Here is a 21,129-nt window from a genome sequence, read left to right on the forward strand (position 1 = left end):
AGCCCGGTAGCTCGTCAGGCTCATAACCTGAAGGCCGCAGGTTCAAATCCTGCCCCCGCAACCACTGATAACGACAAACCCGTAGCATCCGCTGCGGGTTTTGTTGTTTTTACAGCCTTTCCAATGGCTTGCCGCTCGGTCCAGTTCAGGATCGTGTCCAGTTCGCCGTGCAGTGTCGCGTAAATCTCGCCGCGTTCCGGCCCCGGCGTCAGTGAAATCTTCTCAATTAGGCCACGCAATGTCTCCGCTGCTTCCTGCAGAGTGTCTGCGCAGGGGATTTGAGAGCCCATCAATATATTCGCCAATGGCATTGATTACGTCATTTCTGGTCTGGAATACAGGGTGCCAGATCCTTCTTCATCCGGTCACGTGCTTCCCAGCTGATAATACGGCGAGAGAAAAGATCGACAATGATTGCCAGATACAGCCAGCCTTCGGCCGTCCATATATAACTGATGTCGACCCCCCATTTCTGATCCGGTTCATCACAGGTAAGTCCTAATCCAGCAGATTGGGAGCGACGGGTTCACCATGATTACTGTCTGTCGCGCGTTTGAAACGTGTTTTCTGCCGGGCTTTAACACCGTTTTCTTGGCACTCAGTCGTGCCGTACGGTGACGGCGTGCTCGAATACCTTCTTCATTTCAATTCGCTATGCATAATAGCCGCTGATGCTGACATCTGCGAACGCACATAGCCGTAAAAGAGACATATGGGCCTTCTCCGTGTCGATGAACGCAAACTTCATCGACTGTTCGGCGGGAAAACAGTTCACCGGACTGTTTTCTTATCCGCCTCAACTCGAGCGAAGAAGGCCGTCGCGTTGCGCAGGGAAAACGATTCACTGAATCGTTTTCCCTGCTTCAATTTAATAGATCACGTTCCTGTCGCAGAAGTTCGTTTTCTTTACGGAGCTGAGCAAGCTCCTGGCTTATGTCTTCATGCGGACCGGAGAGCAAATCTTTCTCAGCAAAATTACACCGCCAACGCTCAAGTGTTGATTTGCCAATGCCAAGGTCCTCGGAAAGCGGGGAAATGCTGCGACAACTCGTGGTTAAAATACGAACGGCTTCCCGCTTGGACTCTTCTGTAAATTCTCGCTGCTTCAATTCTAAATCTCCTGTCAGTCCTGTCTAACAGAAGCCCTCCACTTTTGAAGGGGAAGTCCACTGTTGCACGCATGGCGATTGTGGAAAGCGAAGGTGTCTATTTGCGGAAGGACGCGCGCACGCCAGAAGCGGTTGCTGCCGCTTTCACAAAAATCGATGATGTGATGAACTTTATCGAAACCGATGCCGGTTTGGCGCATGTGGATCGCATCATTGCAACGTCGAGGGCGCACGATGTCCTCGAATGACAATTCAAAAGATTCGTCTGAAAGCTGAATCTCGTTCAGCCTACCGAGAGTTTTAACACATGCAAACACGCTTGGGTGATATGGACATTCATGGCCATATCAATAATGTCGTCTACATGCAGTATTGCCGATGCTGCTTTGAATCGTTCGCTCATAGCTGCGGGCGCTCTGGAGTTGAACGGCTCCACGCCCGTCGGTATCGTTGCACGCAGTGCGACGAATTAGTTCTCGGATATTTCCTACCCTGAAAACATCGCCATCGGGGGTCGCGTTGAGCATATCGGCAATACCAGCTTGCTATGGGGATTTGGAATCTTCAAGGACGGGGGAAGACCTGACTGCAACAATCAGTGAGTATGTGCATGTCTACGTTGATCGTCATACGCGCCGACCTGTTCCGCTTACATCGAAACATAGAGCGTTGGCTGAACGGATTTATATTTCAGCACCAGTAGAGGGTCTCTGATGAGAGAAGCTGTAATCGTTTCAACTGCGCGTACACCGATTGATAAGGCTTTTCGCGGAGAGTTTAATGATACGTCCGCGCCAGCGTTGGTAGGGCATGCGATTGCCGCGGCGGTCGAGCATGCGGGTATTAATGGTGCGGAAGTGGAGGATATTATTATGGGTGCTGCGCTTCAGCAAGGCACAACTCATATGAATATTGCCCGAACATCATTGGTACGCGCCGGTCTTCCAGCGTCGTTTCCCGGCCAGTCGATGGATCGCCAATGCGTTTCGGGGCTGATGGCTATCGCAACAGCTGCCAAGCAGATTACCTGCGATGGTATGGCCATCGCCATAGGTGGTGGCGTCGAGCAGATTTCACTGGTGCAGAACGAGCACATGAACGTATATCGCTGGCGCGATACATGGTTAAGCGAGCATCTAACTTCGCGCAACGTCTGCTGCACGCCAAGATCACAGCTGAGATTTGCCAGCTTTTCGACAAATGCTTCAGCGCTCTTTTCAGCCGAAATAGTACCAAGTTCAGGGAAAGCACCCGCTGCAATTTTTGCTTAAACATAACGGGATTCTGTCAGGTAAAAATGCCATGCATGTCCAATTACAAGGACGTTGGACAAACGGCGTAGCGCACAAAAATGACCACCAATCGGGTAGTCCGCAAAATTGGGTGTCAATCAACTGACACTTTATCCGGCGTTACTGCAGATTGCATTGTAAAGCGTGATTATCCGAGATCATCCTATGAATGAAGATATAAAATACGCTCTCTCGCTCGGGCGTGAAAGCAGCCGAGCGAGTTCAGAGACGTAGCAATGAAAAGCCTTCGTTTAATAATCTCAACTAAAACTGCGGTCAAAGGTCTGCTGGTTTGGGTTGTATGTACTTGAGTGGCAAGAAGCCCAAAACAACGACAATGATGCCTCCAATTCCAGTATCGATCAGCCGCTGCATTCCATAATCTATATCGCGCGTTCCGGGAACAATGATGTCAACAAGTATCAAAATTAATGGTGTGAGAAAAATTGCCTGCAAAACGTAAGAGCGTTGCATCGCCCAAGGCAATATTCCGGCGAGCAGAGACATCAGGATAATCAAAGCCAAGCCCTTCGGGGTGAGCGCAAGCGCCAGAGCGCCGATCAGCACACCTACCAAAGTACCAATAATTCTCTGAACTGCGCGATCTCTGATAGAGCCAAAATCAGGCTTCATTACGAGACCGACCGTCAGTGGCACCCAAAACCAGTGTGCTTCGTGATTGAACCAATGAATCGAGTATGCTGCACCAAGGCAAACAGCGAAGGCGAAAGCGGTAGGCAAAGAAGTTGTGTTGGATGCATGTGATGCAGTGCTGGGCGCCGTTTTCGTTGGCTCATCCTGTGCATGCCAGCCCCGGATCAGGACTTCAACGCCGAGTACCAAGGCGTAAAATAAAGCGCCCACCAGATAGAGAAGTGCAGGTTCCCAAAAGGGAGAAATTGCAGGAACACCAAGGGCAATTGAAGCGAGAAGCAGGGTTTGCAACGTACCAATGGATAGCGCTCTACTCTTAGTACTTAACAAAACAGATGCAAATCCAACAACCATCATCAAGACAACCACCGCACCCCACGGCAAGGATCCAAGGTAGCCCAACAGATAGCCGAGTGCGCCCAAAGGTGCGGAAATGAGTATCTTTGCAAATATGGAGCGATAGCTGCCTGAACTCTCCCCCGTGATCATCATCAGGCACCCCATGGCAATCCACATGCCAGTCATGATGTCACCAAGAATTAAGCCCAGTGTAAAGGGTGCGCCAATACAAACAAAAGATCGTATTGCTCTGCTCCACTGCCATTTAGCAGGATTCAATCTTAGTAATGCGAATGTCGGATCGCTGCTGCTGGCCACCTGATCTTTACCCTTTTCTTTAAATATTTAGTTTTTGAGAACGTCATAATTATAATTATTCGGGCCGAATTCAAGCATATTTCCGATAGATTAATCACAAGCTTAATCAATTATTTCTATGCCCCACGGGCGGTCGATAAACCGCCTTTGATAACCTCTAAATTTATCTATGTGAGGGGCGCGAAGAAGTGTTGTTGCATATACCTTGCGCCGGTGGGTATGGGGAGTTCTTTGGCAGCGAGTGTGGCTCTATACTTTGACTGGAATATTCAAAATTTTTCCGATGAGCGCCTGTTATACCAGCCTATGATTATTCTGTTTTATGACTATCTTTTGCTGCCATCACTTCAATCCATTCGTCGATGAATCTTTTTCGCTGTGCGGCGTCCTGCGTTGCAAGCAGCGCTGGACTGATGCGCACAAGGCGACCAACGCCGCTTTCGATCAGCGATGAAGGGCCATCAATCCCTGAAGGCAGAGCGCCATCTCGCGAAAAGAAGAATGCTTTTTCTCGGGCGACCCGCCTGCCGCGCTCGGATAGAAGATAATCGATAAAACGCGCTGCAAGTTCAGGATGTTTCGCTTTCTGAGGGATGAGTGCAGCACGGCTCAATACAAGCGTGTAATCGCGTGGCAATACGATTTTCAGCTTTGGATTGCGTAGGCTCGCGGCATATGCGTAAGACCCTATGATATTGTAACCTATATATATTTTTCGATCTTCGATGTCGGATAAGATCGAATTGTTGCAACAGCGAAGTTGCGTATCAACCCGGCTCATGCTCTCCAGCAGCCGCCCATAAGCCGTGGAGTTTTGCTCAGCGTCGAGGAAGGCGAGAAGATAGCCAACTCCCGATTGCCGTAAATCATATGTTGCAACATGTCCTCTATAATATTCCTGCTTACGCCGCAGAAGGTCGGCAAGCTCGCCACGTGTGTGCGGAACGTCCTGCGGCAAGACGTAATCGCTGTGATACACGATGACAGATGGTTCGAAGGTGAAACCATAAACCTCATCACGCCAATTGTTGGTGTGGTTTTCCATTGCTCGTGTTTGCGCAGAAATATGTGGCTGCGCACATCCGTCATTGGCAAGCTTCACCATCTGATCCACAGAGGAGGATATCAGCAGATCACCAAAATTCTGACCTTCACGACATGCTTCATCTGCTTCTAGATAGAGATCATTGGTCACGAAGTCTGTGTAGTCGACTGCAATATGTGGCTCTTCTTCCTGAAAATCGCGTATCAATGGCTTTAAGGCCGAGGTGTCAGCCGCACCCTTGATCACAAGCCGACCTGTTTCTTTGCCGAATGCCGGAAAATGGGTCGTTGTACCCTCATCTGATTGAGCGTGTGCTGTAGTGATCGCTATGGTTATGAGCAGGGCAGTTAGAAAATAGGTTTTCAAGCTGGGTTCTCCGATGCGCTTGGCAGGTCGAGTATCACCGTAAAGCCCGCAGAGCCTTTTTCCCGGAATCGGATCAGGCCGTTGTGTGCAAGCGCAACTTCAGCGGCTATAGCGAAACCAAGTCCCGATGCAGAAGCCGCCTTGGACGAAGCAGCATTAAAACGGCGCGACATCTGATCCCATTTCTCTGGCGGAATGCCGGGGCCATCGTCTTCGACTTCCACGCAAATGCGCTTGCCAAACTTCATGACGCGCACATCAAGACGCGAAATGGCGCCATGGCGCAGTGCATTGCTGATGATATTGGCAATGGCTTCCCGTAAGCTGACCGGGTCGCCCTTAACAATTAAATCCGGTCGCCCTGCCTCAAAAGAAATGACCATGTCCGGGTCAACGGTTAGCGGGATCGTGTGGTTGAATGCCACGCGCGCCACTTCAACAAGGTTCACCTTCTCAAGTTTGATGATGCCGGAACGATGGATAACCATGGCGTGGCTAAGCAATTGATTGGTCAATCGAGCCAATTCACTGGTGCGTGTTTTAATCCGTTGAGTGCGCTCGCGATCACTCTGGCTCATTCTATCTTCGTCGAGCATATCGACTTGCGCGGAAAGAGCCGTTAACGGCGTGCGTATCTGGTGGGCAGCATCTGCAATAAACTGTTGAAGGCGTACAACACGCTGGTCCAGCCGTGTCATGAAATGATTGATTGCACCCACAAAAGGCTGCAATTCTTGCGGTGCCGGCGTCTGCATTGGAGTCAAATCTTCCGGGTTACGCAGGCGAAGTGCATGGGCGAGGTTGGTTACAGGTTTCAGTGCATAACGCACCGCCAGAAAGGTCCCGCCCAGCCCAAGCAAAATCATAATGCCAACAATAAACATCGCCCTTTGCGTTATCTCACCCGCAAGCGCTCGGCGCGCTTCAGTCGTCTGGGCCAAAACCACATAGACCCATCCACTTTGCGCTTGATCGGCAAGTGCGCGCGCGACCGTGATGACGCGAACTTCCGCACCGCGATAGTGTTCAGTCTCCAATTTCGGATTGCGGCGCGCAGCAATGAGATCGTCCTTAATATTGAGATCAGGATAACCGCTGACCAAGGCTCCATCCGGTCCGACAATGCGATAGAAAATACGGTCTCTTTCTGCAAAGCCAAGAAGTTCAAACGCCGAAGACGGCAAGTTGACGATCAGCTTGCCATCAGTCTGGGTAATGCCGTCAGCGATCTGAAGGGCTGCGCCCCGCAATAACTGATCATAGGTCTTATTGGCGGCTGTCCGACCATAATACCAGGCAGCGGTGATCAGGATGCTCGCGCCAATGAGCAAAACCACGCCAACACGAACGATAAGGCGTGAAAAAAGCGATGGTTCACGCGTTCTCATCGATCACCAGCTGATAGCCAATACCGCGCTGCGTAACAATCGAAACGCCGGATCCTTCGATTTTTTTGCGTATTCTGGAGATGTAAAGTTCGACCGCATTGTGATTGACGCCCTCGTCGAAGCCAAACAGAGCATCCATCAGTTCATCCTTGCTGAACAGTCGGCCCGGGCGGGTCGCAAAAACTTCCAGTATCGCAATTTCGCGTCGTTTCAGCTGAACCTCACGATTGCCTATGTGTACGTTACGGCTTTGCCGATCAAGCTGCAGATTGCCACAAGAAATGATGTTGGTTGTTTCGCCACTGTTGCGGCGTAACAAAACACGCACCCGTGCTTCGAGCTCGCGAAAATCAAAAGGCTTAACCAGATAGTCGTCTGCGCCAAGATCGAGCGCGCTGACCCGGTCTTCGATCTCGGAGCGTGCTGTTAGTATCAGAACCGGAACGATTTTTTTCGCCGCGCGGATGCGACGCAATATCTCAAAGCCATCAAGCCCAGGCAGCATGACGTCAAGAATGATCAGATCATAATCGGTAAAGTCGAGAATTTCAGCTGCGGCTAGCCCGTCTGTTTCCCAATCAACCGAGTGTCCCACTCGCTCCAGCCGTTGATTGATTGCCTCCCCGACATCCCGGGTGTCTTCAACCAATAGGATGCGCATGATTTATAGATGACATGAAAAATTACCGATAGCAATAAAATCCTGCCCGGTTTTGACAGGTTGCTGACAGTTTCGGCAGTCAATCTATGTATTGAGGTGATCCGCTCGTGGGAGCGAATGGGTTTCCTATGTTGTTGGGAGGATGTCGATTTTATAAAAACTTTAGTCTGCTTCGAGAGAAGCGGAAGCGCTATCGTTTTTTCAGTAAAATCGAAGCGAAAACTGCTTTTTTATAAATATAAAGCGTTTCAAATCGTGCGATGTCTCTCCCCTCGAAATTGAGAACTAATTTTGGGAGGACTATGAACGTGAAAAAATCTTTCTCTTATGCGTTGATAATGTGCGCTGCGACATTGGCTTTTGCTATGCCAGCGCTGGCTGCGAGCGATGACCTCGTTGAGGCGGCTCGCAAAGAAGGTTCAGTCACCATTTATTCGGCCACCGATCAGGCGCAAGCGCAGGCAGCGCTTGATGCGTTTGCAAAAAAGTATCCGGATATCCGCGTTGATTATAACGATATTGGTACAAACGGCGTTTATAATCGTGTGATTTCGGAAGCTGCTGCAAAGCAAGTGGGTGGCGACGTGTTCTGGACCTCGGCAATGGATCAGGGCGTAAAACTTGCTGTCGATGGCTATCTGGAAGCATTTAAATCAGCGGAAAGTCCCTCACTGCCGAGCTGGGCAGTTTATAAAGATATCGTTTATGCGACATCGATCGAGCCGATTGGCATGATCTATAACAAGACAGCGCTGCCGGAAGACAAAGTTCCGCAAACGCGCGAAGACCTGATTAACTTCATTTCCAGCGGTGACTATAACGGTCGTATCGCGACTTTTGATCCCGAGAAATCCGGCGTTGGTTTTCTCATTCAGACCAACGATATGAACAATACCGACACCTTTTGGGATATGACCAAAGCGCTTGGCAAGGCTAAGGGAAAGTCCTACTCCTCGACTGGCTCGATGCGTGAGACTGTGGTTTCGGGTGAGAATGTCCTTGCTTACAATCTGATCGGTTCGTATGCGCTGGATTGGGTAAAGAGTGCGCCAAATCTCGGTGTGGCCTTCGGCAAGGATTATACGCCAGCCTTCTCACGCGTTACCGGTGTTCTGAAAGATGCGCCGCATCCGAACGCTGGAAAGCTCTTTGTCGATTTCCTGCTCTCGCAGGAAGGCCAGACAGCCCTTGCTTCCAAGGGAATGCCTGCGCTGCGTAAGGATGCGACAGAAGGTTATAATATCGATACGCTCAATGAGATGGTTGGTGGCAACCTCAAGCCGATCGCGCTTGATGAAACCCTTCTGCAATTCATGGACCCTATGAAGCGAATGAAATTTCTCAATGCATGGCGCGCAGCGCTGAAGGGTTGATCATTATCCAAGCCCTGTCGGTTTAAACCGGCTCATCCCGGAGCCGGGCCAGTGCATCGCGTCTTTCCCCCGTGAAGACACGGATGCCTGCCCGGTTCACGGAGCACCATTGCCGTCAGGCAGTTCCATTTTGAAAATCGCTTGTTTCCCGGAGGTTGCAATCCATGCCGGCGGATATCTATACCCAAAAGCTGACCCGCGAAGTGCCTCGCCAGGTGCGTCTGAAGACACCGCGCGCACCCGGTGAAGCGCTGTTGTTCAGGCGGCTTGTGATCGGGTTGCTGACACTGTGTGTCCTCACACCGATTTGTCTGATCATTTATCAGAGCTTTCTCGATGGGCCGTTTTTCAGTGCGAATGCTCAATTAGGGCTCAGTGCCTATGAATATATCCTCGTTGATCCGATGTTTTATGACTCCTTGTGGAACACGATCATCATGGCTGTGGGCATGGTGCTGATCGCCGTTCCTCTTGGCGCAGCACTTTCTTTTTTGCTCACGCGTACCGATGTCCGGTTTCGCAAGGTGCTTGAAGTCATCGTGCTGGTTCCGATGTTTATTTCCGCACTGGTTCTGGCGTTTGGATATACGGTCGCTATCGGGCCATCTGGATTTGTGTCAATTCTTGCGCGTGATATTTTCGGTTTCGTACCCTGGAATATCTATTCGCTGAGCGGCATTGTACTGGTTACCGGCCTTGCGCATGTTCCGCATGTTTACCTGTATGTATCGGCAGCAATGCGCAACCTGCCTTCTGATCTGGAAGAAGCTGCACGTATCACCGGAGCACCCGTCTGGCGCGTGTGCTGGGATGTTACGGTTCCGATGGTTTTGCCTGCACTCATCTTCGCAACAGCCCTTAACCTGCTGATCGGCTTTGAGATGTTTGGTGTTCCTCTGGTTCTGGGCGATCCAAGCGGCATTAATGTTCTGACCACCTATATCTATAAGCTTACCACGCTTTTTGGTGTGCCAACCTATCAGCTGATGGCCGTTGTGGTTGTGTTGCTGGTGCTCCTCACCTTGCCGTTGGTGTGGTATCAGCGTCGGCTGTTGCGCCATAGCCGTCGATATGCAGCCCTTGGCGGCAAAGGTTCGCGCACCACTGTTATGCGCCTTGGTAAGGCAGGGCAGATCATTGCGCTTTCTATTATCGGCTTCTGGCTCTTCCTGTCAGTTATCTTGCCAATTGGCGGTATCATATTGCGCGCTTTCGTTGATGCCTGGGGGCAGGGCGTCAATCCTTTCGCCCATCTCACCGTCAAGCATTTCAATGCCCTTGTTGAAGTTCCAAGCCTTTATCGAGGCGTTCTCAATACGGTCATCCTTGCAGTCGTGGGCGGCGCTGCGGCGGTCGCCATTTACCTCGTGGTCGGTCTTGCAGGCCATCGTAATCGTGATGTGTCCAATACGGTGCTTGACTATATGGTTTTGCTGCCGCGTTCGATGCCAAGCCTGATCATTGGTCTCGCCTTCTTCTGGCTCTTCCTGTTCATTCCGTTTCTCGTGCCACTTCGAACGACATTGATAAGCCTGTTCATTGCTTATCTGATTGTTGGTCTTTCCTATGGGCTTCGGCTTCTGCAAGGCACACTCATTCAAGTTAGCCCGGAACTGGAAGAAGCAGCGCGCACAACAGGTGCAACCATTGGCCAAACATGGCGCGATATCGTCATTCCGATCGTGCGCCCTGGTCTTGTTGGTGCATGGGCACTGATCATGATTGTTTTTCTGCGCGACTACGCAACCGGCATTTATCTCATGAGCGCTGGAACCGAAGTTATCGGTTCTCTGATGGTTTCGATGATCCAGTCCGGCGCAATGGACACGATCGCAGCACTCGCTTTTGTCAGTATCGTTCTTACCGGCGCAGGCCTTGGTCTCGCCCTTCGTCTGGGAGCAAAAATCCATGACTGAACTCGTTGTACGTGATGTTCACAAATATCTTGGCGGCCTTCATATTCTTCAAGGCGCATCGTTTACGGCTGAACGCGGTTCAATTGTCTCGCTGCTTGGTGCATCGGGCAGCGGAAAGACGACCTTGTTGCGCTGCATCGCCGGCCTTGAGCAGCCTGAAGAAGGTTTGATCAGCATTGGCGGCAAGCCGATGTTGGATGGTCGTAAGGGGCTCACTGTTGCGCCGGAAAACCGTAATATTGGCCTTGTGTTTCAATCCTATGCGCTTTGGCCTCATCGCACGGTGATGGAGAACGTTGCCTATGGCCTGAAATTGCGCGGCGTCAATAAGGTTGAAGCAGGCAAGCGTGTGCAAGCAACGCTGGAAAAGATTGGCCTTGGTCACCTTGCAGAGCGTTATCCGGATCAGCTTTCCGGCGGTCAGCAGCAACGCGTCGCCATTTGCCGTGCGCTGGTTTATGAACCGCGTGTGCTTCTCATGGATGAGCCACTTTCTAATCTTGATGCGAAGTTGCGCGAGGAAGCACGGTACTGGATCCGCAAACTGATCCTGGATCTCGAGATCTGCGGAGTACTTGTCACCCATGACCAATCGGAAGCGCTTGCTGCTTCTGACAACATCCTGCTGCTGCGCAATGGCGCTATCGTTCAGGAAGGAACGCCACAAGACATCTACACCAAGCCGAAAACTTTCTACGCAGCCGATTTTCTGGGCGCAAATAATATAGCCAATGGCGAGATCCGTCGAACAGGTGAAGCGGCCAGTATTCATGGAACCAACTGGCATTTGGTTGGGGTTATCGTTGGCAAAAGCGAGGAAAAGGATGACAAAGCCGTGATCCGGGTCGAACAGATTGCAGTGCACGATGCACCCGGTCAACAACGCAGGGAAATGCATCTTGATGCCTGCTTGTATCTTGGTGATCGCTGGGAATACCGTTTGCGCGCCGGAGATTTCTCCGCAAAAGCTTTTGGTCCCAAGGCGCTGCCAGAAGGTCCGGTCTGGGTCGATATCCCACGTGAGAGTGTCTGGCTTTTCTCTCGTAGTGGGTAAACAGGCGGATTAGAGTGCGCTTGGATCGGCTTCAATCTGATCGGCACTCTAATCAATTGCTTAAACGCGCATCTTACTCGAAAGCCGGTTCACAGTTTTCAGAATGCGCTTTAGCGGTCTGCCCCGGACCTTGGCCTTTGCCCTGATCCAGCCGAACACCTCTTCAAGGCGCTGCGGGCGCGAGCTCTCCACAGAGGCTTCGAGATTATAGGCCCGGTCGGCGGCGAGGGTAATGCGTTGGCCTTTTGCCTTCGGTGATGGTCGTTATACCTGCTATGATCGCTTGAATAAAACGGATACTCTAGTGAGCCCCCCGTTTTGTCTATTCGCTAAGGTTCATTGACGGAATGCCGGTTACCGTTATCGTCACCATGGCCCGGAAGAATGATCGACACCGATGCGCCGCCGCCAGATCTATTTTGCAGGTCCAGCTTTCCGCCATGAGCGATCACGATCGCCTGAACCACTGAAAGCCCCAGCCCTGTTCCGCCAGTGGCTCGCGATCGCGATATTTCCCCGCGCCAAAATGGTTTCACTTCAACGCCACACATATCCTTTGGAAAGCCGGGACCACGATCCAGGATTCGAATTGCGACAAAACCATCATCCAGCTTGTCTATTTCGCATCGCAGGCTCGCGCCCGTTTCTGCATATCTGCAAGCATTCTCAAGAAGCGCCAAGATTGCTTGTCGGATACGCTGAGAATCTCCCGATACAACAACCGGCTGCAGCGCCGTTTCAACCGCAATATGACTTGTATCAAACATTGGCTTTGCAGAATGCAGAACACCTTCAATCAGTCCGGAAAGTTCTATCCGCTCGGTGTGGATGACAAGTTTCTGGCCGATTGCAAGGGATAATGTTCGAAGGTCTTCGACAATTCGCGACAATCCTTCAGCCTGCAAAAGAAGATTTTCCAAAGCCTTCTTTTCCATCGGAAAAACGCCATCAACCATGCCCTGCATTGTGCCACGTAAAATCGTGAGCGGCGTGCGCAACTCGTGTGCAACGGCCATGTTATTGAATTGCAGTCTGTTTTCCATATCCTGAAGGCTTGTTGCAAGTGCATTGAAGCTATCAATAAGGCTCGACACTTCTATGGTGCTCTTATGAGAACCCGTCATTCGGACCGAAAAATCGCCCGACTTCAAAGCTTCAGCAACCACTGTTAACTGTTCAAGTGGCTGCGCAATTCTTCTCGCCAAATAGATCCCTATCGCACTGCAGATCAGTGCTGAAAGCAGGCCGGATACCAGAACTGAAACGTAAAGATGCCAATCTAAAGGTTCGGAAAGCCCATTGAGTGATTCAAATAGCTCTTTGAGGCCCGCTGTGTCAGGCAATACACCCGCATTCAAGTCCCGGTAGGCATTCGCCGCACCGCTTGGCAGTGTCTGTAACAGACTTTCCTCAAGATAGGACGAATACCAATTAACACCTACGTAAGCCAATCCGACACTGAGCAGCAGCATCGCAGCAATAATGACGGCTGTCTGTGTAGCGAGTGAAAGAGCAGGAAGCTTCATTTTGGATCACAAAAGCGGTAACCGATGCCCCGCACCGCCGAAAAAAAGCCAGTCTGGCCCAGCTCTTCAAGCTTCCGCCTCAGATTTGAAATATGGGTGTCGACCGTCCGCTCAAGCGCTTCACTTTCCGGCAAGCAGGCGTCCAGAATATCGGCTCGTTCAAAAGCATGCGTCGGCCTGCGGATCATGTAAGCGAGAATACGAAACTCGCTCAGGGTGAGCTGTAAGGGGACACGCCTTTCATCTGTGTGTACAAAAGCCGAATATGCCTTGAAGTCGACTTCGAAATTGCCGAAACGGCGCACCGTCTCTGATAAGGCTGCGTTGGTTCTACGAAGCACCGCTTTAACGCGTGCAACAACCTCCTGCGGATTGAACGGTTTCACAATATAATCATCCGCTCCCAAGCGCAGCCCACTGAGCCGATCCAGATCCTCTGCCAGTGCAGTTATCATAATAACGGGTGTGTTTTCAGCCTGACGTAAACGGCCAAGCACGGTAAAGCCATCCATTTTGGGGAGCCGCACATCGAGTAAAACGAGATCTGGCGAGAGAAGTGTATGATGTTGCAATGCTGTTTCACCATCAGCTGCGCGAACCGTCCGATATCCCTCCCGTTCCAGATAAGCACATAGAATTTGCGCGATTTCCGGCTCATCCTCGACGACCAGAATGAGGCTGTTTTCCACCTTGGGCTCCGAACTTCTATTATAGTCTATGTTTCAGGACGCGTTATGCCGGAGAAAAGATCAACAAGCAATTTCCAAACAACAGATATGCAGACCTGCTGTTGTGCTTTGACAGGAGACAGATGTGTCCTCCATCATTTCTTGACAATCGGGGTACAAGTCGTGGCCATGTTAATTTTGCAAGGCTATCGAAATGCACAATCTTGTTTCCAGCGGCAGCGATATTTCTTATCGGGCGGATGTTGCCCAGCACAGATGGCTGTCCGCTTACACGACGCGTGCTATCGGCTTTCTCCTGGCATCCAGTCTCATTTTTATTATGTTTCCTGCGTTTGATTTGGCAGTTACACGCTTTTTTGCAACTGGCCACACCTTTCCGCTGTCGGAAAATTCAATCCTGCTGGCAATACGCAACGCCAACCGCCGCGCGATGATCTACCTGCTCGTTCTGATGTGTGTGCTCATATTTCTTTACGCTCTTAAGCCGCGAAAGTTTAAGCTCTTTCCTCCCCACAAGGCTTTTTTCGTCATTTTGACGTTTCTTATGGGGCCATTTCTTACAGTGCAGATTCTCAAAAATTTCATGGGACGTGCGCGGCCACGCAGCTTGGTTGAATTTGGCGGCTCGTTTGAGTTTACGCCTGTTTGGCAATATGCGGCTCAATGCGGTCGTAATTGTTCATTCCCTTCAGGGGAAGCGGCTACCGCTGCTGCAACACTTGCAATAATCGTATTGATACCGGCAAAATGGCGCGCGACAAGCGTGGCTATTCTCACACCCATTCTATTATTTGCATCGTTTAATCGTGTCATGTTTGGAGCCCATTTTCTTTCAGACGTTATCATCGCGTGGGGGCTCATGTGCTGCCTGATGGTTTGGCTTTGGAAGCGAATTGCAAACAATGCCCACAACATCGATTATCTAATTGAGAATTTCGGACGAAGAGCGCTGAAATGACCACACAAGTCTGGTCATCAACCTGTGGACCCGCACCTCATGGGCGAAAGCGCGTGTTTTGAGCTATCAACATCTTCAAGGGGATGTTTCAAACAACTCCTACAGCACGATTCCCCGAACCGCGCTTATGGTTTTGCATATAGTGGCCGTGATCCTGCCTGATCCAGGCTTCCTCTTTGGCCATGAGAAGGCCATTTATAACGAACGTAGAAAGGTCGTTCCATGAACTTCATCCTTATCGAGAAATATGTTGACGGCATCTGCGTGGAACAATTCAAACTACCCGCTGCCCCCTTGAAATTCCTGTCCCGACTATTGCCAAACCGCGCACTGCGTGAACTCCAGCATCGCGGGCTCGACATCATAGCACTGCTCAATGACACAGACCAAAATGCCGCTGTGCAATGGATGGAGGTTGGAGAGGGTAAAACCGTCAAACGCATCCGCATCTCACGTGTGACGTCCAGTCATACCATGGGTGATGGGAGCATAATCCGACCTGAGCGGGGTGAGGATGTCGGTCAGGCTTTGGGACACATCGAAAAGCTTAAAGCGCCGTCTGATTGAATGAGATCGGCGCTCTAAATATCTGTTTTAACGCATTATGCCCCGCAAAACCGCTTCGCACTTTTGCTGGCAATGCGCTTAAGAACCAAATGGCGAACCATGTCGATTAATGGTTGTGCCGAGGAGGCGTCTTCGAGAGCTGGCGGAATTTTTCCGCATCGCGGATTGTTGCGCCATCGGCGAGTTGGGTGACGGTCTGCCGATAGATCATCTGCCATGGCGTGGCATCCGCCGGTGTTTTTGGAATGCCGTCTGCTTTTCGGCGTGCAATCTCGGCATCATCCACCAACATATCGCACCGGCCTTCATTGAAGTCGATGCGAATGATATCGCCATTGCGCACCCAAGCCAGACCGCCGCCCGCAGCACTTTCCGGTGAAGCGTTGAGAATGGACGGACTGTCCGCTGTTCCCGATTGGCGACCGTCCCCGATCGTTGGCAGGCTCGTAATGCCACGTTTTAACAAGTGATCCGGTGGCTGCATATTAACGACTTCGGCAGAACCCGGCCAGCCGAGTGGACCTGCGCCCCGGATGACCAGAATGCAGCGCTCATCAATATTGAGCGCAGGATCATTGATGCGCTGATGATAATCCTCTGATCCGTCAAAAACGATGGCACGACCGTCGAAAACACCCTCGCGGCCCGGTTCAGACAAATAACGTTCGCGAAATTCCGGTGAGACAACGCTCATTTTCATGATGGCAAAATCAAACAGATTACCCTTCATGACAAGGAAGCCCGCACGCTCCTTGAGCGGCTGTGCATAAGGGTAAATCACATCGCGATCGGAAGCTTGTCGACCTTCGAGATTTTCGGCAATCGTCTTTCCGGTAACACTTGCACAGGACCCGTCAAGCTTTCCCGCCGAGAGCAGTTCCCACATGATTGCCGGAACACCGCCCGCCCGGTGGAATTTCTCACCCAGATATTCACCCGCTGGCTGGATATTGGCAAGCAGCGGGATGTCAAACCCCTCATCCTGCCAGTCTTCTGGCCTCAGTTCCACACCGGCATGTTTTGCCATCGCCATCAGATGTGGCTGCGCATTGGTTGAGCCGCCAATCGCCGAATTGACCTTGATCGCATTGATGAATGATGCGCGCGTCAGAATACTGGATGGACGGATGTCTTCCAGCACCAGTTCGACCGCGCGGCGGCCTGTGCGGTACGCCATCTGGCCGCGCTCACGATAGGCCGCCGGAATGGCAGCGCAACCTGTAAGCGACATGCCAAGCGCCTCTGCCATAGCATTCATCGTCGATGCCGTTCCCATCGTATTGCAGTGGCCGACGGACGGCGCAGAACTCAGCGCTGCTTCAAGAAATTCTTCTTTGGTAATTTCACCCGCTGCATATTTGCGGCGCGACTGCCATATCACCGTGCCGGAGCCTACGAGCTTGCCCTCATGCCAGCCATCAAGCATAGGTCCGCCCGAAAACACGATTGCTGGAATATCGACAGTCGAAGCGGCCATCAAAGCGGATGGGGTGGTCTTGTCGCAACCCGTTGTCAGCACAACGCCATCAAGCGGATATCCATAGAGGATTTCAACCAGCGTCATATAGGCCAGATTTCGATCCAGCGCTGCCGTCGGGCGCTTGCAGTTTTCAAACAGCGGATGACTTGGAAACTCAATGACAATGCCGCCCGCGTCCCGGATGCCGTCCCGGATACGCTTTGCAAGATCAAGATGATGTCGATTGCAGGGATTGAGATCGCTGCCAGACTGGGCAATACCAATAATTGGCTTGCCCGAACGCAATTCTTCAGGCGTGGTGCCATAATTCATGAAGCGCTCAAGATAGAGCGCTGTCAGATCCAGATGATCGGGATTATCGAACCAATCCTGAGAGCGTAGCCGACGCGGCGTGTTTCGATCATCATTCATTGGTCTTCCTCCCGCTCACGATTGTTGAGCCTCTCCAAATACATCAACAAGCCTGAGTGGTCCTTTTCCCCATGGCCGGATTCTACAAATGCGCGGAATTCATCACGAACTCCCTCGGTCAGCGGCAACTCAAGGGACAGAGTTTCAGCCATTGCTGCGACTGCATCCAGATCTTTCAATTGTAACCGTGAAGGTCCACCCGGCTCAAAACTGCGCTCTACCATGCGTTTGCCATGCAGTTCCAGAATGCGGCTTTCCGCAAAGCCACCGCGAATGGCATCGCGAAACTTGCCGCGATCCGCACCACCGGCTTCCACCAGCATCATGGCTTCAGCAACGGCACCGATGGTGATTGCAACAATCTGCTGGTTGGCAAGCTTGCATATCTGCCCCGCACCCGAAGGCCCGACATGCGTAACACGGCCAAGAGCTGCAAACACATCCGCCAGTTCTTCAACAAGTGCCCCATCACCACCAGCCATGAGTGCAAGGGTTCCTGCCTCTGCTCCGACAGTACCGCCGGAAACAGGGCAATCAATATGCCGGATACCCATTGCATTCAAATGCTGCGCATGTTCCCGCGCAATCGGTGGAGCGATAGACGAAGTATCAATGACAACGGCACCCGCCTTAAGCGCGGCTGCAACGCCCCCATCAAACAGCACCGCGCCGACCGCTTTGCCATCGGAGAGCATTGTAAAAACCAGATCGGCGTCTTTGACCGTTTCAACAGCGCTTGTGGCGACAGTCGCACCCTTTTGGGCCAAGGGCTCGGCCTTTGTGTTGTCGCGATTCCATACAGAAACGCTATAACCAGCACCAAGCAGGCGTCGAACCATTGGCGCGCCCATAAGGCCTGTGCCAAGGAAAGCAATCTTGCGCGTCAAAGCGAACCTCCAAGCTCATCCTCAATATGAGCATGAATAATCTGGTCAAATGAGGTTTCTGCCTCAAAGCCCAACGCACGCGCGCGCTTGGCTTCAAAACCCGGCGCCCATCCCGCACACATCTTTATGATCATCTCATCCGGCTCGCGACGAATAAGCGCGACCGCTTTTTCACCGGCGATACGGCGTAATGCTTCGATCTGTTCTCCGACGGTGACGGAAAGACCCGGCATAAACAAATTGCGGCGCGCTCCAACGCGCTGAAGATCCATCGTCGCCCCATGAATGAGAAAGCCAACGGCAGAGCGCGGCGAGGCATGCCAATGACGAACGTCGTCGGATACAGGCAACACGGCTTCCTGCCCGATCAAGGGCTCACGCAAGATATTCGAGAAGAAGCCTGATGCGGCTGCATTGGGCTTGCCCGGACGAATGCAAATCGTCGGCAAGCGGATACCAATGCCATCGAAAAAGCCGCGCCGCGTATAATCCGACAACAGCAACTCGCAGATTGCCTTCTGCGTGCCATAACTGGTTAGTGGCGTCAGGTGGAACTCATCGGGAATAGGAAACGGCAGCGGCGCGCCGACAACTGCAATCGAAGACGTGAAAACAATGCGCGGAAAATAACCGTCTTCCATGTGCGCGTGGCGAACGGCATCAAACAGAAGGCGCGTGCCATCGAGATTGATCCGGTATCCCTTATCAAAATCAAGCTCTGCTTCACCCGAAACAATGGCCGCCAGATGAAAAATGACATCTGGGCGTGTTTCGATCAGCTTCTCAGCGGTGCCGGGTACAGAAAAATCGCCACTTTCAAGCCTGACCTTGCCTGTAAAACCTGCAGGCGATTCCGGCTTTACGGCATCGACCAGCGTCAGCGTTTCGATTGACTTGCCATCAAGGCCACCATCTTTAACCAATCGCTGCGACAGCTTGCGGCCGACCATACCTGCCGCGCCTATAATCATAATATGCATTGTCTTCTCCTCCACGACAGATCTTATTCGATTCTGTGTGCTCCAACACCACAAGCCCGAAAAAGTATTTGTAAGGTTGTCTGATAACCTTATATCATGCGCTTGAAAACCAAAATAATGAATTTGCCCTCTGCATCATCGAACAAGGCAGGCAGGCGGCTGGAGGAATCATGCAACTGGAAATCAGACCAACGAGCGCCGCTGACATCGCATCAGATCATGTGCAGGCGCTGGTCGCTCAATTGGGAGCAGACCTTGTTCTGTGCGGCGACGATATGGATCGCTATTGCCGGGATTGGCACGACGATGTGATTAGCAGTGCTCTTGCGGTGCTGCGTCCGCGCTCCACACAAGATGTGTCCGCATGCGTAAAAGCGGTGAGCGCGCGTGGACTTTCCATTGTCCCGCAAGGCGGCAATACCGGTCTTGTGCTTGGCGCAATACCCGATTCCCCAGCAACGCAGGTTGTTCTAAGCCTTGAGCGCATGACAACCGTGCGCAGCATTGATGCCGATGATTTTTCGGCAGTCGTCGAGGCTGGCTGCATTCTGTCGGAATTCAAGGACAGGGTTGAAGCGGCTGGAATGTTCTTTCCACTTGCGCTGGGCGCACAGGGGTCTTGTCGCATTGGCGGCAATGTGTCCACCAATGCAGGCGGCATTAATGTGCTGCGCTATGGCATGACGCGTGAACTCGTCCTCGGTCTGGAAGTTGTGCTACCGGATGGCTCCATCTTCGATGGCCTTTCAACGCTGCGCAAAGATAACCGCGGTATAGACCTGAAGCAGCTGTTCATTGGCGCTGAGGGCACTTTGGGCATCATTACAACCGTTGCCGTCAAGCTTATGCCGCATCCTGAACAGGTCACGACCGCGCTGCTCGGACTGAATTCTCTTGATGATGCGATCGCGCTCTATCGCCGCGCACGATATGATTGTTGCGACTTGATGTCGGCATTCGAGTTCATGCCACCTCTTGCCTTCACTCTGGCACGCGAAGCAATGCCGGATTTGGCCATGCCGATGGATGGAAATTACCCGGCCTATGTGCTGATGGAAATTTCCGGCTCCGGCCTGATCGATATTGAAGACCTCATGCAGCGCTTTCTTGAAAACGTCATGCAGGATGGTCTTGTTGTGGACGGGGTTATTGCAACTTCGCATGACCAATCCCGTAAACTGTGGCTGTTCCGCGAAGGAATGAATGAAGGTCAGGCCAAGCGTGGGCCACATCTGCGGACAGACGTTTCTGTGCCATTGTCGCGCCTCGCAGATTTTGTCCGTGACGCAGAAGCTGCCGTTTATGCTTCTCTTCCAGAGTGCATTTGCGTATCTTACGGTCATGTTGGCGATGGCAATGTTCACCTCAATGTTCTGCCGCCCATGATGCTTGATCGCAAAGAGATTGATGCCTGCATTTATGCAGCCAAAAACATCATCAATGATGTGCTCGAACGTTACGAAGGCTCAATCAGCGCAGAACATGGGATTGGCCGTCTGAAGCGTCCAGATTTTGAAAAACGCCTGCCTGATATTCGCAGGCAGTTGCTGAGCAAGATCAAGACTGCAATTGATCCGGCTCACGTGATGAATCCGGGCTGCCAATTGAGCTTTCCTGTGAACTCTCAAGCAAGCGCCTGAAGAATATACACAGGCGCGCTGCATGCGGGCGGACTTTGCGCACATAATATGTGTGGAACCTTTGCCTGCATGCGTTGCTGCGAAGCGCGGAGCGACGGTCAATCTCTATCGATGTTTTTTGCGGGCCCGCTGATAACGCCGACAACCGTTTAAAGTTAAGCTTTAACAGACGATCACTGAACACGTAATTTCAGTTCTGGACAGGGAAACAAACTCCAACTAAAACAGTTGGCACAGTTGTCAGACATCCTGACAATAAGGCAGCGTCGGTTTTGGAGGCCGCTGTCTTATAAGATGAGCATAGCCTTGTTCCATGTGGAGGAGAAGGCCAGCAAGCGACCTGTTTGTCGCTAAATGTTGAGTCGTATGTTTCCCTGTGCATGAGACAGGAAACAAATAATTGTAGCTTCCATTGGAGGGAGGCTATCGGGAGGAGGGTCGCTTGAATTCAAAGCATTCGCTGAGTGCACTCAGAA

17 protein-coding genes and 2 pseudogenes are annotated in these 21,129 nt (G+C 51.7%); 8 read left to right on the forward strand and 11 right to left on the reverse strand.

The genetic code is table 11. The features are described from left to right. Window positions 1-20 precede the first annotated feature (20 nt). Both ABE530_RS17940 and ABE530_RS17945 read right to left on the reverse strand, forming a co-directional pair. Window positions 21-290 (reverse strand): hypothetical protein, encoded by a 270-nt coding sequence (locus tag ABE530_RS17940; protein WP_499695478.1) that lies wholly within the window; start codon window positions 288-290, stop codon window positions 21-23. Next, window positions 259-1,127, reverse strand: a pseudogene (locus tag ABE530_RS17945) (DDE-type integrase/transposase/recombinase); the annotation flags it as partial. The gene ABE530_RS17940 and the pseudogene ABE530_RS17945, both read right to left, overlap by 32 nt. A 26-nt stretch (window positions 1,128-1,153) precedes the next feature. Between ABE530_RS17945 and ABE530_RS17950 the strand changes: the two are divergent. Then, a complete protein-coding gene (locus ABE530_RS17950; protein ID WP_499695462.1) occupies window positions 1,154-1,357 on the forward strand; it encodes a hypothetical protein in 204 nt (67 codons plus the stop codon). 465 nt (window positions 1,358-1,822) lie between these two features. Beyond that, window positions 1,823-2,248, forward strand: a pseudogene (locus tag ABE530_RS17955) (thiolase family protein); the annotation flags it as partial. 429 nt (window positions 2,249-2,677) lie between these two features. On the opposite strand, the gene ABE530_RS17960 reads toward ABE530_RS17955, so the two are convergent. The 4 genes from ABE530_RS17960 to ABE530_RS17975 all read right to left on the reverse strand — a co-directional run bounded on the left by ABE530_RS17960 (window position 2,678) and on the right by ABE530_RS17975 (window position 7,172). Beyond that, window positions 2,678-3,712 carry an FUSC family protein gene (locus ABE530_RS17960; protein WP_499695463.1) on the reverse strand — a complete coding sequence of 345 codons (1,035 nt, stop codon included), beginning with the start codon at window positions 3,710-3,712 and terminating at the stop codon, window positions 2,678-2,680. A gap of 310 nt (window positions 3,713-4,022) precedes the next feature. Continuing rightward, window positions 4,023-5,123: an ABC transporter substrate-binding protein gene (locus ABE530_RS17965; protein ID WP_499695464.1), complete on the reverse strand. Its 1,101-nt coding sequence runs from the start codon at window positions 5,121-5,123 to the stop codon at window positions 4,023-4,025. Further along, complete coding sequence (locus ABE530_RS17970) at window positions 5,120-6,511, reverse strand: sensor histidine kinase (RefSeq protein ID WP_499695465.1); 1,392 nt, start codon at window positions 6,509-6,511, stop codon at window positions 5,120-5,122. Before ABE530_RS17970 ends, ABE530_RS17965 begins: the two co-directional genes overlap by 4 nt. Continuing rightward, entirely contained in the window at window positions 6,498-7,172 is a 675-nt protein-coding gene (locus ABE530_RS17975) for a response regulator transcription factor (protein ID WP_499695466.1), read from the reverse strand. Before ABE530_RS17975 ends, ABE530_RS17970 begins: the two co-directional genes overlap by 14 nt. A 302-nt stretch (window positions 7,173-7,474) precedes the next feature. On the opposite strand from ABE530_RS17975, the gene ABE530_RS17980 reads away from it, so the two are divergent. The 3 genes from ABE530_RS17980 (at window position 7,475) to ABE530_RS17990 (ending at window position 11,515) form a co-directional block, all read left to right on the forward strand. Next, window positions 7,475-8,545 carry an ABC transporter substrate-binding protein gene (locus tag ABE530_RS17980; RefSeq protein ID WP_499695467.1) on the forward strand — a complete coding sequence of 357 codons (1,071 nt, stop codon included), beginning with the start codon at window positions 7,475-7,477 and terminating at the stop codon, window positions 8,543-8,545. Window positions 8,546-8,709: 164 nt separating this feature from the next. Further along, window positions 8,710-10,461 (forward strand): ABC transporter permease, encoded by a 1,752-nt coding sequence (locus ABE530_RS17985; protein ID WP_499695468.1) that lies wholly within the window; start codon window positions 8,710-8,712, stop codon window positions 10,459-10,461. Then, complete coding sequence (locus ABE530_RS17990) at window positions 10,454-11,515, forward strand: ABC transporter ATP-binding protein (protein WP_499695469.1); 1,062 nt, start codon at window positions 10,454-10,456, stop codon at window positions 11,513-11,515. The genes ABE530_RS17985 and ABE530_RS17990 overlap by 8 nt, the downstream gene beginning before the upstream one ends. Window positions 11,516-11,844: 329 nt before the next feature. On the opposite strand, the gene ABE530_RS17995 is transcribed toward ABE530_RS17990, so the two are convergent. Together ABE530_RS17995 and ABE530_RS18000 are read right to left on the reverse strand one after the other, a co-directional pair. After that, on the reverse strand, window positions 11,845-13,041 hold the full coding sequence (locus ABE530_RS17995; RefSeq protein ID WP_499695470.1) for an ATP-binding protein: 1,197 nt from the start codon (window positions 13,039-13,041) through the stop codon (window positions 11,845-11,847). Continuing rightward, entirely contained in the window at window positions 13,038-13,730 is a 693-nt protein-coding gene (locus ABE530_RS18000; protein ID WP_265985915.1) for a response regulator, read from the reverse strand. Before ABE530_RS18000 ends, ABE530_RS17995 begins: the two co-directional genes overlap by 4 nt. A 193-nt stretch (window positions 13,731-13,923) precedes the next feature. Between ABE530_RS18000 and ABE530_RS18005 the strand changes: the two genes are divergently transcribed. Both ABE530_RS18005 and ABE530_RS18010 read left to right on the forward strand, forming a co-directional pair. Then, a complete protein-coding gene (locus ABE530_RS18005; RefSeq protein ID WP_499695471.1) occupies window positions 13,924-14,688 on the forward strand; it encodes a phosphatase PAP2 family protein in 765 nt (254 codons plus the stop codon). Between the two features lie 222 nt (window positions 14,689-14,910). Beyond that, entirely contained in the window at window positions 14,911-15,255 is a 345-nt protein-coding gene (locus ABE530_RS18010; RefSeq protein ID WP_265985917.1) for a hypothetical protein, read from the forward strand. A 106-nt stretch (window positions 15,256-15,361) separates the two neighbouring features. On the opposite strand, the gene ABE530_RS18015 is transcribed toward ABE530_RS18010, so the two are convergent. From ABE530_RS18015 to denD, 3 genes are read right to left on the reverse strand one after another with little or no spacing between them, the layout of a single operon-like run. Beyond that, window positions 15,362-17,146: an IlvD/Edd family dehydratase gene (locus ABE530_RS18015; RefSeq protein WP_499695472.1), complete on the reverse strand. Its 1,785-nt coding sequence runs from the start codon at window positions 17,144-17,146 to the stop codon at window positions 15,362-15,364. Further along, the gene (locus ABE530_RS18020; RefSeq protein WP_499695473.1) at window positions 17,143-18,033 is read right to left on the reverse strand and encodes an NAD(P)-dependent oxidoreductase; all 891 of its coding nucleotides are present in this window, start codon (window positions 18,031-18,033) and stop codon (window positions 17,143-17,145) included. Before ABE530_RS18020 ends, ABE530_RS18015 begins: the two co-directional genes overlap by 4 nt. Then, on the reverse strand, window positions 18,030-19,013 hold the full coding sequence (gene denD / locus ABE530_RS18025) for a D-erythronate dehydrogenase (protein WP_499695474.1): 984 nt from the start codon (window positions 19,011-19,013) through the stop codon (window positions 18,030-18,032). Before denD ends, ABE530_RS18020 begins: the two co-directional genes overlap by 4 nt. Window positions 19,014-19,183: 170 nt before the next feature. Between denD and ABE530_RS18030 the strand changes: the two genes are divergently transcribed. Continuing rightward, a complete protein-coding gene (locus tag ABE530_RS18030; RefSeq protein ID WP_499695475.1) occupies window positions 19,184-20,653 on the forward strand; it encodes an FAD-binding oxidoreductase in 1,470 nt (489 codons plus the stop codon). The last annotated feature ends 476 nt before the right edge of the window (window positions 20,654-21,129 follow it).

The sequence above is a fragment of the Brucella sp. TWI559 genome, from assembly GCF_039674265.1.
GTDB lineage: Bacteria > Pseudomonadota > Alphaproteobacteria > Rhizobiales > Rhizobiaceae > Brucella > Brucella chromiisoli.